The following is a 16,081-nucleotide window of genomic DNA, read 5'->3' as shown; positions in this document are numbered from 1 at the left end:
GTCTTGGTAATCATTAAACTCATAGCGATAGGTAGCAAAGCTACTAAACTGGCCATTTATCGCTAAACCTATTATCCCTGAAAAAATGTTTAAAATTATGGCGCAATGGATTTCACCTAAAAAATCATCCTCGACTGTTTTAGCACAAGATACGCTACACACTGGGGCTAAAGGTAATAAGGTTGATTCGTTAGCCAATTTAAGAACAGAGCCGGATTTAAAAGCTGCAGACGTCATTCAAGGCCTAGTACTTGATAACACGAACGAAATTGATATTGAAAAGGGCTTAATGCATTGTGGCGGTAACGCTGCACTTTATCGCAAGCTATTAGGTAAATTTATTCAAAGCAATGATGATGTTTTAAAGCAGTTTCAAGCATTGGGAGATGATCATGAAGGTAAAAAACGACTCGCTCATAGTATTAAAGGTAATGCCGGTAGCTTAGGTTTAACACAGGTCTATCATTGTGCGGTATTATTAGAACAAGCTTGCTTCACTAGCAGTGATATAAACGCGAGTGAGGTCGTTGATTCACTCGCAGTAGATCTTGATATCGCAGCGAAAAAAGTCATTAAACAACTTAACAACCAGCTCTCTTCTACTGACGTCAGTGAAAGTACATTGATTGAAATGACTTCAATAGAGGTAACTGAACACTTTATGGTATTACAACAAGCGATTGTTGATTACGATAGCAGTGCTATCACCAGCTTAGAAACACTGCAACAGGTAAGTCGTTTACAACCCATAAAAGCAGAGCTGAAAGTTTTAGCAGAGCAACTTGAACGCTTTGATTTTGAGAGTGCCAATCAACTTATGGTAACTATTATGAAAGAGTTCAATTGAGTTTGACTTGATTTATTTGGAGTTTAAATTTACTTATTGCTGTGTAATTTGATGATATTGATAGCCATGTGTTTTATTGTTTAGGACATATGAAAAGGACCAATAAGGTAGCCGCTTTGGCATCTATATCCTTTAGTCACTATCGTTGAATTAGCTCAAGTAGTTGTTCTCGATAAAACGTCTGTTGATGTCTGCCGCTTGTATCGGCAGGAAGCTCAGCGATGGTATAAGGTTTACATAATTCGATAGAATCAGGAATGCGATGACGAGGAATTAAAGAGTGAACGGCTTTTGTTAATCCTAATTTTTTAATGAATTCAAGCTGATAATGTATTTCTTCGTGTTGCTTGTTGAGTGCGTTGTTAAACTCGTCTTTAACATTGGTAATAAAATAAATTTTCAATTTGGTATTTTGATTAATTACATCAATGACAGCATCCATTAAGAGGCTGGGTAAGGTACTGGTATAAAAACTACCAGGACCAAGAAATAAAATATCCGTATTTCTTAGGGTATCTAAAACTTCTTCACTTGGCTTAACGTCTGGTGTTAAGATGAGCTTACTAATGCCTTGGTTAGCGTGTTCATCTACTTCAACCTCACCAAAATAGCAGTGCTCAGCGCAATGACTCACTAGGTGTGTTACCGCATCAGACATAGGTAAAATGTTTGCCTTAATACCTAAATATTCTCGCATTACCTGCACCGTTTCGGTAGGTCTGATACAAAGGGAATCAACGGCGCAGAACATTAAATTTCCTAAACTATGCCCCGATAGATCACCTACGTTGTCGAAGCGGTATTCAAATAATAATGCCTTAGTGGAGGGTTCTTTAGCTGTTACCGCCTTGCTTAACTTTGATAAGCAATAGCGAATGTCTCCCCAGGAAATGGTATCGCAGCTTTCTCTTAAACGGCCAGTAGAACCTCCATTATCTGTGGTACTCACAATGCCAGCTAAATTTACAAAATCAAAATCATTGATAATTTCCAATAGATGCCCTAAACCGTGGCCTCCACCAATACAAGTCACATTAATATCTGTCATAGATTTATCCTGGTATCTAGTAGTTTACTGTCCACGTCCTAACACCATAATGAGTATAGTTTTGAAAATAATCTTTAAATCCATTAACAACCACCTATGTAGTTTAGTAAGTGATAGCGAGTATGCAAAGTCATAGGCTATTTTAGCTTTAACATCATCAATGCAGGTATCATATCCCTGGTTTACTTGTGCTAAACCGGTAATGCCGGGAGTCATATCGTAAGTACGCTCAGAATAAAATGGGATGGCTTTGTCTAGTTCTATCACTATTTCTGGCCTTTCAGGACGAGGTCCGATAAGTGACATATCACCTTTAATCACGTTGATAAATTGAGGTAGTTCATCAAGGCGAACTTTTCTAAGTAACTTACCGATAGAGGTAAGCCTATTATCGTTACTCGTTGCCCAAACTGCACCAGAGCTGGCTTCGGCATTTGTCACCATAGTACGAAACTTGATCATATTGAAATGTACCACTTTGCCCGCTTTCATTTTACCCACCCTTAATTGACAATAAAAAATGTCTCCTTGTGATGAAAATTTTATCATCAGTGCTATTACCACAAATAAAGGCAGTGTTAATAACAGGCAGCCGATTGAGAAGACTAAATCAATAACTCTTTTAAGTAATGCAATGCCTGGGTGTACGAAACTAATGTGTTTCATAAGTTCTCCTAAGTATCATGCTAAATATAAAACTAAATATTAAGTTAAGTTTTAGTCCAAATTTTTTCTTGTAAACCAAATATGTATTTTAAAGATCCTTTCAAGGCAACCCAGTAACCATTGACTAAATAACAAATCACTCTTAATACATTCAATTTCGGTGAAATATTAAATATATTAATGAGCATAACAAGGCTATATAAGCTAACTTGGCAAGCCAAAATTGATAAGAAAAAATAGTGAGTGGGCACAAGGTATATATTACTAATAAAAATAAATACGAATATAAAAGGCATTACGGCTCTTAAGGCTTTGCCTGAAGCAAAATTTACCGCATTCCAACCATACTTAGGTGATAATAAAGGTAATAAGTAAACAAGTTGTTGAAAATTACCTGCCGCTATTCTTAAACGTCTACGCATATCTTGCTCTAAATTAACGTGCTCAAGCTCAATGGCAACGACTCTTGGTTCATAGATCACCCGATAACCTTGTTTAATGACATTCATTGGGATCAAAAAGTCGTCATTAATGGTATCTACGGGGACTTCTTCATAACATGACTTACGAAGTGCATAAAATGCACCGTGGGCGCCTAATACACTCGCTAAAGTGCTTTCTCTTGATTTAACCATCGACTGATATTGCCAGTAACATTGTTCGCCGGCCGTTCCTTTTTCAATAAACTTATATCCTCCTGATACAGCGCCAACCTTAGGGTTTTTAAAGTGACTGTCTAACATCAATAAGCTGTTTACAGGTAATAATGCCGATACATCGCTAAAAACAATATTGTCATATTTTGCTTTGGCGACACCTTCTTTAAGTGCTGCGACTTTACCGCGGTTATCTTTAAAGTTAATTAATTGCACCTGTAAATCATGGCAAGCGAGTTCAGCCAATGTTTGAACGGCAATATTATGTGTATCATCTTGGCAACCATCACACAGTAAAATCAATTCATAGCGGTCACTTGGGTAGTCAATAAAACTTAAATTTCTAATTTTTTCGGCAATAAATTTAGCTTCATTAAACGCCGGGATAATAATCGAAAAACGGTTTAGTTTTTCGTCTTCGGTACTAAACATATAACGACGTTTTTTAATGACAGTGTTAAGCCTATTTTTATTCTTAGTCATGATCTTAAGCATTAATGGATATATAGCATGATGGTAAACCACTAAAAACAGTGCCACCGCAAAGAGAGTTATCATTATTAGCTCTAACATAGTTTCCACCTTAGTTCAGATTGAGTTAATGAAACGTATTGATTAATCATCTTATCGAGTGAACGTTGTTTTTCTACAAATACTCTAGGTGATTGATTCGTTTTTTGATTGAGTGAGCGTAGAAGTGCTTGTGATAACAATGTCGGATTATTAGCTTCAACAATAATACCTGTTTCACTACATACGGCTTCCTTACAACCGCCAACATTGGTTAATACTGCTGGTATTCCACAGGCTTGAGCTTCCAAGGGCGATAAAGGTAAACCCTCGTTATGTGAAGCAAGACAGAAAACATCAAGTAACGGATAAAATGTGGTCATATCATCAATGTGGCCTAAAAAGAAAACCCTTTGTTGTAAATTTAGTTTAATGACCAACGCTTTTAATTCTTGCTCTAAACTGCCTGTTCCAGCGAGTAATAAGCCGATGTCACTCGGTAAATGGTGTAATGCTTTAATTAGTACATCATGGGCTTTCACTGATTCTAATCTGGCAGCACAACCAATGAACTTTAGGTCTGTAGGTAAGTTCACCTTTGCGCGTAACTTTTTTTTACTGAACTCTGAGGGGGTAAACTTATTGGTATCGATGCCATTAGTAATGACAATCGGATGTAACGATGGCATTAAACGATTAACTTGCTCAGCAACGAAATTAGCGTCAGCAACATAAATAGGCTGAATCAAAGCGATAAATAGTTTTTGTAATAAGCGTGGTTTAGCTTTCGCTAGGTGCCATGCATCATGCTCGGTATGTATAATATGTTTAACGTTGGCGAGTCTTGCTGAAACACCGCCATAGACTAGTGGACCTATATGATGGGTATGAACATACATAGGATTAACCGCTTTAAAAAAGTGTGTTAATTGAGTGAAAATGTTCGCTTGCCAACCGGGCTTTTTGTTTAAACCATGGATAAATTCTTTAACACCATCAATGTTATTCCAATAATATTGGACGTTGTGCTTTTCTAGCGAAATGATGTGAACATCAAAAAATGGCTGAGCAGCTCGTTGAAACTCTAATGCTAAACTTTCTATACCACCGGGTTTTAAGTGTTGTACAACATGAACGATGACTGGTTTCATACGTCTTCTCCTAAAGTTTTCAAACTGTCAAAAGGTTGTGCGCCAATTCTTGGTAATCGGGTTATTACCGGTGTTGAAGTGATTAATTCGAGCTGATATCTTGCGCGGATTGATGTATCTGCTAATTCGGCAAATAAAGCTAAACCGCCACCTAAAAATAGTCCGCCAATAATGCCTGCTAATAAAAATATTGAAAGAGGGGAGTTAGTCGGTGAACTCGGTTTATAGGGTTGATCGATTATTTTGATTCGTTCAGGTTGTTCAAAACGACCAAGTGCACCGGTAATTTTGGCTTTTTCATAGCGGTATAATAAATCACTGTATAAATCTCGTTGAACTTTAAGATCTCTTTCTAGCTCTAATAATTGTCTTTCCATTTCACCGGTTCCGGCCAGTGAACTTTTTAGTGCTCTTGTTTGTTTTTCTATGGAATTAATTTCTTCTCTGATCTTTTCTACCTGACTGTCTGCTAGTTGTAATTCTTGTAATTGCGAAACTAATAATAAGTTTTGATTAGTATCAACTTCACCATCTTGCATGCTACTCGCCACTTCCCATAAACGATTTAAATCTATTTCCGTTATTTTGTATGATGTTTTACTCTGGGATTCACGCTCGTCTTCAAGCTGGGATAATTTTCTAAGGGATGTCTCTACTCGGCTATGCTGGTCAGTGTAGCGAGAGCGTAAAATGGCTAACTCACTTTTAGTTGTTACAATGCTCTGTTCAATCTCACTCATTACCGGATCAACTTGAGCTAGCCGAGTACGAATCGTTTTTTTAGCGGCAATAGCACCAGACAATTCAATTTTACGTTGTTCGAGTAACATACTTAATTGACTAAAACGGTTACTGTTTGCGCTGTAAAGACGAGGTAATTGCTCGGCATTGCTTTGTTTGAAACTTGCTAATCTTAACTCGGCTTTTTGTAAGTCAGCGGTTTTTAAAGTTAACTGGGATGTTAAAAAGGATTCAGAGGCATCAATGGCTGATAACTCGGGCGCTAATAGTTTTTCTAAAAACCGTGCTCTAACTGCAAGCAGAACATCGACGATGTTTTCCGGTGAGTCTGCTTGGTAAACAAGTTTTACCAAGTCTTTACCGATTAATTTAACTTTAAGGGCCGCAGATAATTCTTTAACTAATTGATCCTTTTGAAAGTCAGTGGATTTATCATCGATTAGTGCTAAATCTTGAGCAACGTTAATGAGTGTATGTCGACTATGAAGTAAGGTATCCAACGTGGTCATTCTGTTTTCTAAATCAGTTGCTACTGATAAGTCTTCTAGAAAAGGATTCATTTTGGCGCTTTCTTGTACCAACACAGTGGTATGGGCTTGCCAAGTTCTTGGGGCGATAAAACAAACTATTACTGCGATAACGGGTAATGTGAATGCTGGAAATAGTATTAAATATCTATGACGCCAAATCGCTGACAAAATAAGATGAATATTGATAATTATTGATGTAGTCATCTTAAGCACCAATAACTAAGTTTATAGTGTCAGTGGATAGTTTAGGGGCAAATTTGATGGTTACTTTGTTATTAAAGTGACTAATATACAGACGTAAAACTTCAGCACGCGCCATTGAAAGTGCTAATTGGTCGAGAGTGTTTGTGCCTTTAGCTGGCGCAATGTTAATAATAAAGGTTTGATTCTTGTTAACTACCAGGCTGACAATTCTAATTTTATCATCGTAATCTAACTCTTTATTATGTAATTCATAAACAAAGGTGTAACTTTGGCGATCACTTTTCGGATCAAATTTAGAGTCTGTTAAAGTATCTTGTGGCTCGATTATTTTTTGTGAGTTACGTAATGCTTGAATACTGGTTAAAACACTTTTATTACTTGTTCGGTAATTCTCTGAGTTAGCTTCACGTTCGATTAACGCTACAGAGTCACTTATTGAGGAAGAAACACAACCTGTACAGGAAAGCACGGTAATGACAAAAATAGAGTTTAATGAAAGTTGTTTCATCTGGTGTGTCCTGAGTTAATGATAGTTACGCTTATCATTAGTAATTCATATTACGTGCCACAATGTTTGTTATTGTTATATAAGGGTTTTATCTGATATTGACTCTAGGTAAATGGGTTTTGTCGTACTTTTCGCGTTATGCATTTTAATATGCGACATACATTGATAGATAGAAGAGAGAACGCTCGGGCGAGTTTAGCTAGGGGAGGTTGATAGGGGGCATTAAAAGACAAACTACCTTATTAATATCAATATCGATTAATAAGGTAGTTTGTAACAGGTAGGGCTTAGATTGCTATTTTCCAACGGTTACCGGATTCAGCGATATTCCAGTAAATTGTTACTGGTAGAGCTGCTTCTTCAATAGGCCAAATTTGAGCGACTAGCGCTGATTCTGCATTACTCATCGATAGTGTGAATGGCTGCTCCAAAGTGGACAGTATTGTTCTTAGCTTGCAACTATCATAATTAATTTTTACCTTTTCATTTTCCTCATAAAAATCCGTACATATATTAATAAAGTAACTGACAGTGGTTGATGGTGATGCCGGTAATGTAACGACCAGCTCAGTACTAGAGATAAAATCAAAGTCAGGCTCACTTATTAATTCGCTAGTGGTGATTGTTGGTTTAGTCACTTCTGGTGTTGCTTCTGGTATTAAAACGGGTGCTGGTGGTGATTCAACGGTTTCAATCGGACCACTATCTTCTTCTCCACCTCCACAGCCAGCTAAAGTTATGCCTATGGTTATATTTAATATTATGAGTGTAATTAAATGACTTTTCATTATGTGTATTCCTATTATCCGGCGTTAGGCATTAATAAAGTTTTGAATTAATTGCATTACTTTGAGAAAACCAACTGGTTTCTTTGCTGCCATTACTTTCTACAAAAATTTTAAAATTTGGATAGGCTTGTAACATATCGACTCTTTCGATAGGGTGCTTCCATTCCTCAATTGAACCTGGGTTTATCGCTAATGCCCAGGGCAAGCCAGCGCTTGTTTGGTAGTAATAATTACTGGCAGCTTGTGTTGCATCCTCAGCAACCCCAAACCTACTGACATCGGCTTTAGAGGTGGGTATTTTGTTTTTTAAATGAATCTCTAAGCCTCTACCAGGATGGAAAAACAGATCACCATGATAGGTGGCATCTTGAGCAAATATAAATGGGTTATAAGGGGCTTGTGGAAAATCATTCAAGGCAATAGGAGTGATAAAAGGGACGGTAACGCTGAAGGTCATTAAGGATGAATTAGTACAATCTTTTTCTGTTCTATAATATTTACAGGTTTGAGTTAATTGAATATGTCTACGTAAATCATCAGTAATTTTAATGACTAAATAGTCAGTACCTTCTTCAATGGCACTTAGCTCTTGTAAAACACCATTAATTTCAAAGCGGACTAGGCTGGTGTTTACGTTACTAGGCAAGATATTATCTAATTGAATGGCAAAACCATTGTGATAAGAGGCACCCAATGCCTTTAATTCGCCTTGAAATTCTATTTGTTTAACGTCATATGAATCGGTTAATAATATTGAAGAGTTCTGCAGCATTACCACGTCATTCATATCGTAATCACCCTGTTCAGGCCAGCTGTCTTCAAAGGCAATGTAGTAAGGGGTATCTTGGATTTGGCTATTACCTGCATTGGTTACCAGTACTCTATAGTCTTCCACTTCACCATCTGAAACACCGCCGCTGGCGACGATAGACGTTATTGAAGTGAATCTAACTCGAGTCCAAGTAAAACCATTTAATGCGCTTGCCGGCGTATTGACAAGGAATACCTCAGTTACGTTATCCATATACTTATCGGAGATTAACTTTTCGTTTTCTGAAAATAGACCATCACGATTCCAGTCACCCCAAATATTGAGATAACCAGCCCCTGTTGCTTTGACTTCAATAAGGCTATCACTTCCTGCTAATAAAGGCGTTAGAAAAGTAATGCCATCATCTTCATCTGTTTTGGGATATACATTGGCGTTATGTTCAGTTGTTATCGTGTTACCCAAATAAATATTACTAATACCGTGCCTTGCACCATTACTAAACAGTGTGGTGCCATAACTGTCTGGGGCATCACCATAATCAGTTGTCGCTGCGATTGACTCATCAATAACAGGCGCTACAGCACAACGGGCACCATCGTTTTGTGACGCGCTAGGGCCATAGGCAAAAAATGTAGCTTGTGGGCTTTGATCTTCGATATCGATAATGAAAACAAAACCATCACTGTTACGGCTGATATAAAAATTACCGTCAACATCAAAATAAACGGCACCAAAGGTACCCGTTTCACCAATATTACCTAAGTTAACTAAGTCGCCATTAGTGACGTTGATTTGATAAAGTTGACCATTATTATCGACAGTGTAAGCAAAAGCATTATCAGGGTGAAAAGCGAAGTCAAAAATTGATACCGATAAATTTTGACCATTAATTATTTTGATAACTTGCAGATATTCACTCGACTGTTCATCTAATGACACTTTATATAAGCCATAATCTACCCCTTTTTTATAAAAATAATAGCTATTTTCATTAAGGGCAACATCACCTACAAAAAAGTTGACTCCAGGATTGTTTTCTAGGGTAATGGGCGTAGCTTGGTAGTCATCTCCAATGCGAACTAAAGTGCCCCATTCATATCCCCAGCCATAAATGTAGTTATCATGAAAATTAAATCCAATGGCATTAATTTTATTGGTGGTGCCTAAGTCACTCGATAATAATGAGTAATCACCCGTCACTAGGTTTACACCATAAAGTTTCGCGACAGATTGTTGCATTAAAAATGCGTTTGAAGGGCAACTCTCAAACGGCGCCGCATGTGTTGAACCTTGGAAAATCAACAAACAAGCGAAAAAACAACATTGAATATTTTTTGAAGGTAACATAAAAATAACTCCCAACCCAACTATTAATTTCATAACTAATTACTTGGGTTGCAAGGAGTATTCCATTATTTATTGTACTATTTATCAGGTGGTTAGCTTTAGTGGTTCGCTTCGCTCGCATAATGCAAAGCAATGTATCGCTGTACTACTCCAAAATGCGAACGTCATTTTAGGTTTGTATTTTGAACAGTAAATTATAGATTTCAGCAGGGGGGGAATATTTCCCATTAGCTTAACTTGGTAGGGATATATACAGAGAAGCAACTACCTTTACCTTCTTCGGATGTTACCTCTATTCGGCCATCATGTTGTTTGATTATTCCGTGACTGATGGACAAACCCAGGCCAGTACCTTCGCCTACGGGCTTAGACGTAAAGAAAGGGGTGAAAATATGGGGTAACACGTCTGGAGAAATGCCACTGCCGTTATCTTTAATCTCTATGACGATATCGGAATCGAGTTGAAAGGTTCGAACAAAAATATCACCACTATCAGATATTGACTGACCTGCATTGATGAGTAGGTTCATAAACACTTGATTCAATTTACTTGGGTAAGCATAAATTATAGGCAAGGGGTCTAGTTCAACATGTACTTCACAATTATATTTGAGTTCATTGTTAACCATGTTAAGTGTTGCGGTTAAACCTTCGTTTATATCTGTTTTACTTTTAGTCGTCTCTTCTATGCGTGCAAATGTTTTCAAACTTTGCACGATTTCAGTGATTTTTTCAATACCGCCAATACTACTGGTTAATAAAGCGGGAATATCCTCAAAAATGAATTCAATATCATATTTTGTAGCTAACGCTGCTTGCCACTCTTGTGATGTTTCTTTGGTCAGGTGCTCATTAGTTTCTTGATTGTGTTTTTTAATGTCGGTTAAATATTCATCTAGAACATCGAGATTACTTTTTACAAACCCAAGCGGGTTATTGATTTCATGTGCGACGCCTGCCGCTAATACACCAATACTGGCCATTTTTTCTGATTGAATCAGCTGAGATTCACTCAGAATCAATTCTTCATTAACTTTTGATAGTTTGTCGTAACTGAGCTTTAAAGAACGCTCTCTTTCATGCACTGTATTGGTCATGACGTTGAACTTGGTAAATAAATCTGACAATTCTCTTATTCTAATATTGTCCTGTAGTAACTCAAATTCACTACCTTTATGTAATTCACTTGCTGCTTGAGACAATAATAGCAGGGGTTTAACAAAGTAACGGTAACCAAAAATGTAGGCAAGTAAGCTCGTCGCAAAAAGGGCTAATAAAATTAAGCTACTTAACTTGATTATTGCATCATTTAATTCTTCATTATTAGCGCTGTCGTCGAAAGTAAAACTAAAAACAAGACCAATAGTTGGCCAGTCAATCAAGTGTTTTTTACCGTGTTTCTCTTTGCCAAAAGAGCCTAACTCTTTTCCGTTCCGGGTTATTTTTATCATTAAAACATCGAGTCTATCCTGCAATATATCTTGCTCACCTATATCTTCAAGTGGTATTAATGCCGTTAATATCCCTTCAACATTATTGTTATAAATAATGTTTACCGCTATACACCAAAAGTAGTTGTTATTGAGTTTTTGAATGGCAATATGGCTAGTCACTTTGTTATTAAGTAAATCAGCCAACCAAGGTTCATTCTGATAATTTGGAGATTCTTTATCTTGCTTTGAGAAAATAATATTACCTTCAAAATCCAACAAGTTTTGCTGATAATGATGGCCTAAAATAGTAAGGTCAGCCATAAAATCTTGTAACTTGCCACTATTGGCTGCGGGCTGCATCAAAGCTTGAACCATGATTGGGTAATTTGCCTGATCGGTTAGTAACGTAAGCCTATGTTTGAGGAATAAACGATAACCATTAGAGATTGCCGTTGTTTCCCTTTTAATCAACTGTTCTTGTTGCTGTTGAGCAGAATCTACCACATAGTTAATAACTAAAACGGTTGAAATAAGTGCTAGTGCAAAGCAGCTCAGAAAGACAAAACGGGCTAAAGCAAAAGAAAGACTAGTTTTTTTCATTCAGTACCTTAGTCAAAGAAATGCGAGGTAATAACGTTACACTATTATCAGCTTGGTAATAACCCATAGCATAATCATTTTCATCAAGGGCTTCATGTGCATTAGGGTTAGCTAACGTATAAGTAGAGAAGGGCGTTTGATAATCTTTAATGAGTCCTCGAACTGGTTTTTGTAATTGTTCAAGCGCTGATTTTATCGTGTTGCTATCATGAGCTTTATCACCCGTTAAACCTGACTGCTTAATCGCTGCGATGAGTAGCTTTGTTAGATCGTAAGCATGAACAAAACCTGTTGCCGCTTTAATGTCATTGGCGTTTTTAATTTCTGGGTACATAACTATTGCTTTCGAAAGAACTTGTTGCCCTAATAAAGATTGTGGTTGTGTGAGAAAAGAAAATTGAGTTTGAATAAATTGGAGATCAAGCTTTGCTCTTTTCTCTCTATTGATCACTTCGGGAAAGTCGCCACCGGTAATGCCCCAGTGACTTCTTATCGGCAATTGTAGCGCTGGTTCAAGTGCTAACATAGCTTTGGCAAAGGTTTTTCCTTCATTAGCATTACCGACAAAAAATATTACATCGGCGCCAGATGACTTTGCATTTCTTAACAATATTTTAGCGTGATTTATACCAAGGCCCCAATTAAACCATGTTATGCCCTTTGGTTTAATGTCATTGACAGCCAAGGCTTTCGTCATGGTATTGTTGTTTGAACGACCCCAACCAGTATCTTCTAATAATAAAAAGGGCTTTTTAAAGCCTTCTTTGAGAGCATGTTTACTGATAAAGCTTCCCGCATTACTGTCATCAATAGACAGTCTGAAAATCCAGTTGTTTTTATCTGCGGCCCGGGTAATGGGTCCAGCGGCAGCCCATGGGTTCAAGACAAGAATTTGATTATTATTTATAAACTTTTTGTGTGCTAGTAAAGGTGGTGAATGTAGTCCAGAAAAGATAAGTAGTGCATTACTATCAACAAGAAAAGCTTCTAGGTTTCTCTTACTACGTAGGGAGCTTCCTCTGTGATCTTTGGTAATAACGTCGAACTGATAGCCATTGATGAGGTGATTTTCCTCAGCTAATGCGACATTGATACCTTGTAGTATTGAAATACTGGCGATTTTTGTTCCGGTAAAGTCGGCATCAAGGTAGATGCTATAGCGGTTATTAGCACTTACAGGCAGCGAAACAGCTAAAGCCAGGAATAAAGTAACTAATACCATGACTATATTTTTATTTGTTTGATAGCGGTATTTGTCCATTTTATCTATTCCATTATATAGAGAGAGGTTAGGTAAGTACGAAACATCACTTTTACTATAACAATATAAATAAGTTATAGTAAAAATAAATACATTTTGCGTATATCACATTGGTTTTTCGATGATATTTTATTGGACATTATGTTAATTGAATCTGCTATGGCACATAGCTCTTATTCTGCCATCACCCTTTAATATTATTAAAAATGAATATCACTAAAGCTTGACCTGTGTCTTAGACGTAGGTGTAAACTTGAGGTAGAAAGAGAGTTTATTGCTCTAAACTTTAATTAGGAGGCATGGGATGAAAGTAACAGAATTTGCCAATACGATGAATACTACACCAGATACGGTCCGTTACTATACCCGAATTGGTCTGTTGACACCGACTAAAAGTATCGAAAATGGCTACAAAGTCTTTGGCAAACTAGAAAGGACAAGATTAAAGTTTATACTTAGTGCAAGGCAATTAGGCTTTTCTGTCGAAGATATCACTGACATTCTGACTCAAGCAGATAAAGGTCATAGTGCTTGTCCCTTGGTAAGAGACATTATTGAACAAAGATTGGTTGCCACTGAAAAGCAGTTTCAAGAAGCAATGCTATTGAGAGAAAGGTTAACAAAAGCGATAAATAATTGGCAAGACAAACCAGACAATGCACCGACAAGTAACATGATTTGCCATCTTATTGAAGGAGAAGACGATGAATGAGCTAAAAGACAAAATAGCCAGTGCTAAAACAGCAGGGTCTTGTCACCCTGATAAAAGTCACCTTTCTACTTTTAATCAAGAGCTTACAATCGAAGGGGCAGGTTGCGCAAGTTGTGTCGGTAAAATTGAAAAAGCCTTAATGACAGTGCCTGGGGTTAAACAGGCAACAATGAATTTTGTTTTACGAACTGTAACAGTTACCGGCAATGTTGACACAATTGCATTAATCAAAGCCGTCGAAAGCATCGGATATAACGCAAAATCCACTTCAGATGCCGGTGATGCACAACTACTTGATGAAAAAGAACAAGCGGAACAAAAATATTACCAACGGTTAATGCGCCAAATGTGGATTGCATTGGGTCTAGGAATACCTTTGATGCTTTACAGTATTGCAGGTGGTCCTATGACAGTCGCAACGATATTTGAACGCGGCGTTTGGTTTGTTGTCGGGGTATTTTGCGCTGCCATTATGTACTTTTCAGGTAAACATTTTTATGTCGGCGCTTGGAAATCATTTGTTAATCATTCCGCCAATATGGATACGCTTATTGCCTTAGGTACAGGGACTGCCTGGCTATATTCAATGGTGGTGGTTTTCTTTCCTTTGGCATTACCAGAAATGGCCAGACATGTTTATTTTGAAGCGACAGCAATGATTATTGGTTTAATTAATTTAGGTCTGGCGTTAGAAGTTAAAGCACGGGGCCGTACTAGTGAAGCAATTAAAAGACTGATAGGACTACAGGCAAAAACGGCGCGTGTTGTACGCGACAATAAAGAAATTGATATTGCCATTGAACAGGTGTTGCTCAATGATATTGTGCGTATTCGCCCCGGCGAAAAAATACCCGTTGATGGTATCGTGACACAAGGTCATACCTCAATTGATGAATCCATGTTAACGGGGGAGCCTATGCCCGTTGAGAAGAAAGAAGGGCATGAGGTTGTCACAGGAACACTCAATAAATCAGGGTCGATATTATTTAAAGCGACCCGTATTGGTAAAGATACAGCCCTAGCGCAAATTATCAATATGGTAAAACGTGCTCAAAACTCAAAGCCTCCCATTGGTCGTTTAGCTGATGCGATTGCGGCTTACTTTGTCCCTGTTATCATGATTATCGCTATTGTCAGTGCCTTAGCTTGGCTTAACTTTGGTCCCGATCCAGCCATCGCGTTTGCTGTGATATCGGCCACGACAGTGTTAATTATTGCATGCCCATGTGCACTGGGATTAGCGACGCCAATGTCGGTTATGGTTGGCATAGGTAAAGCAGCAGAAGCCGGTGTACTGATTCGTAACGGCGAAGCATTACAAACCGCGTCCAAGATCACTGCCATGATATTAGATAAAACAGGCACCATTACTGAGGGAGCCCCTAAAGTGACGGACTTTATCATTGTAGATAAAACCTATACTGAAAATACTATTTTAGCGGCGGTTGCCAGCTTAGAAAGAGGCTCTGAACACCCTTTAGCACAAGCCATTGTTGAATCTGCCATTGAACGTGGCCTTAACTTAGATAAAGTTAATGATTTTCAAGCCATTACTGGACATGGAGTATCAGCGACATTCAAAACTCAACAGTTACTTTTTGGCAATCAAAAGTTGATGTTACAAAATGGTATTGCCCTTAACGACTTTATTGAACCAGCTCAAGCACTTGCTGACGAAGCGAAAACGCCAATGTACTTCGCTATAGATAACAAGTTGGTTGCTATTATTGCGGTATCAGATCCAATCAAAAAGGACTCTATATCTGCGATTAAACGTCTGAAAAATAATGGCATTCGCGTCGTGATGATCACCGGAGACAATAATGCGACTGCACTAGCCGTCGCTAAAAAGGTTGGTATCACTGAAGTGTTTGCTGAAGTATTACCACAAGACAAATCTAGAAAGGTTGCCGAATTACAAGCACAAGATGAAATTGTTGGAATGACGGGTGATGGCATAAATGATGCGCCAGCTTTGGCATTAGCTAATGTCGGCTTTGCTATTGGTACAGGTACGGATGTTGCGATAGAAAGTGCTGATATCACCTTGATGCGAGGCTCATTACACGGGCTTGCTGATGCAATTGCCATAAGCAAGGCTACGCTGCGAAATATCAAACAAAATCTTTTTGGAGCCTTTATTTATAACGTTGCGGGGGTGCCATTTGCTGCGGGCGTATTATATCCATTTTTTGGCCTTTTATTAAATCCAGTTATTGCTGGCGCAGCGATGGCTTTTTCATCATTAACCGTGGTGAGTAATGCCAACCGATTACGCTTTTTCAAAGCGAAGGATCATTAGGAGAT

At 37.9% G+C, this 16,081-nt stretch carries 13 protein-coding genes; 3 read left to right on the top strand and 10 right to left on the bottom strand.

Going from position 1 to position 16,081, the window contains the following annotated elements; genetic code table 11:
* Positions 1-85 precede the first annotated feature (85 nt).
* The gene (locus tag CXF85_RS22235; RefSeq protein ID WP_101230834.1) at positions 86-847 is read left to right on the top strand and encodes an Hpt domain-containing protein; all 762 of its coding nucleotides are present in this window, start codon (positions 86-88) and stop codon (positions 845-847) included.
* Positions 848-986: 139 nt separating this feature from the next.
* Here the strand turns inward: CXF85_RS22235 and yvcK are convergent, their stop codons facing one another.
* From yvcK to CXF85_RS22185, 10 genes are all read right to left on the bottom strand, one after another.
* Positions 987-1,895: a uridine diphosphate-N-acetylglucosamine-binding protein YvcK gene (yvcK, locus tag CXF85_RS22230; RefSeq protein WP_101230833.1), complete on the bottom strand. Its 909-nt coding sequence runs from the start codon at positions 1,893-1,895 to the stop codon at positions 987-989.
* A 24-nt stretch (positions 1,896-1,919) separates the two neighbouring features.
* Positions 1,920-2,561, bottom strand: a complete 642-nt coding sequence (locus CXF85_RS22225; RefSeq protein WP_101230832.1) for a sugar transferase — start codon at positions 2,559-2,561, stop codon at positions 1,920-1,922.
* A gap of 44 nt (positions 2,562-2,605) precedes the next feature.
* Positions 2,606-3,790, bottom strand: coding sequence for a glycosyltransferase family 2 protein (locus tag CXF85_RS22220; protein WP_101230831.1), 1,185 nt, complete (start codon positions 3,788-3,790; stop codon positions 2,606-2,608).
* Positions 3,784-4,878, bottom strand: a complete 1,095-nt coding sequence (locus CXF85_RS22215; protein WP_101230830.1) for a glycosyltransferase — start codon at positions 4,876-4,878, stop codon at positions 3,784-3,786. Before CXF85_RS22215 ends, CXF85_RS22220 begins: the two co-directional genes overlap by 7 nt.
* Entirely contained in the window at positions 4,875-6,353 is a 1,479-nt protein-coding gene (locus tag CXF85_RS22210) for a GumC family protein (protein WP_101230829.1), read from the bottom strand. Before CXF85_RS22210 ends, CXF85_RS22215 begins: the two co-directional genes overlap by 4 nt.
* A 1-nt stretch (position 6,354) precedes the next feature.
* The gene (locus CXF85_RS22205) at positions 6,355-6,861 is read right to left on the bottom strand and encodes a hypothetical protein (protein ID WP_101230828.1); all 507 of its coding nucleotides are present in this window, start codon (positions 6,859-6,861) and stop codon (positions 6,355-6,357) included.
* Between the two features lie 287 nt (positions 6,862-7,148).
* The gene (locus CXF85_RS22200) at positions 7,149-7,649 is read right to left on the bottom strand and encodes a hypothetical protein (protein WP_101230827.1); all 501 of its coding nucleotides are present in this window, start codon (positions 7,647-7,649) and stop codon (positions 7,149-7,151) included.
* Between the two features lie 31 nt (positions 7,650-7,680).
* Complete coding sequence (locus tag CXF85_RS22195; protein ID WP_157829165.1) at positions 7,681-9,768, bottom strand: LruC domain-containing protein; 2,088 nt, start codon at positions 9,766-9,768, stop codon at positions 7,681-7,683.
* A gap of 227 nt (positions 9,769-9,995) precedes the next feature.
* Entirely contained in the window at positions 9,996-11,801 is a 1,806-nt protein-coding gene (locus CXF85_RS22190) for a sensor histidine kinase (protein ID WP_101230825.1), read from the bottom strand.
* Positions 11,788-13,062, bottom strand: coding sequence for an ABC transporter substrate-binding protein (locus CXF85_RS22185; protein ID WP_232771305.1), 1,275 nt, complete (start codon positions 13,060-13,062; stop codon positions 11,788-11,790). The genes CXF85_RS22190 and CXF85_RS22185 overlap by 14 nt, the downstream gene beginning before the upstream one ends.
* Before the next feature lie 304 nt (positions 13,063-13,366).
* On the opposite strand from CXF85_RS22185, the gene CXF85_RS22180 reads away from it, so the two are divergent.
* Positions 13,367-13,774, top strand: a complete 408-nt coding sequence (locus tag CXF85_RS22180) for a MerR family transcriptional regulator (RefSeq protein ID WP_101230824.1) — start codon at positions 13,367-13,369, stop codon at positions 13,772-13,774.
* Positions 13,767-16,076, top strand: a complete 2,310-nt coding sequence (locus CXF85_RS22175) for a heavy metal translocating P-type ATPase (RefSeq protein WP_101230823.1) — start codon at positions 13,767-13,769, stop codon at positions 16,074-16,076. The genes CXF85_RS22180 and CXF85_RS22175 overlap by 8 nt, the downstream gene beginning before the upstream one ends.
* The last annotated feature ends 5 nt before the right edge of the window (positions 16,077-16,081 follow it).

The sequence above is a fragment of the Colwellia sp. 75C3 genome (assembly GCF_002836255.1).
Classification (GTDB): domain Bacteria; phylum Pseudomonadota; class Gammaproteobacteria; order Enterobacterales; family Alteromonadaceae; genus Colwellia.
The sequence above is the reverse complement of the archived record's forward strand: the minus strand, read 5'-3'. Positions and strand labels throughout refer to the sequence as shown.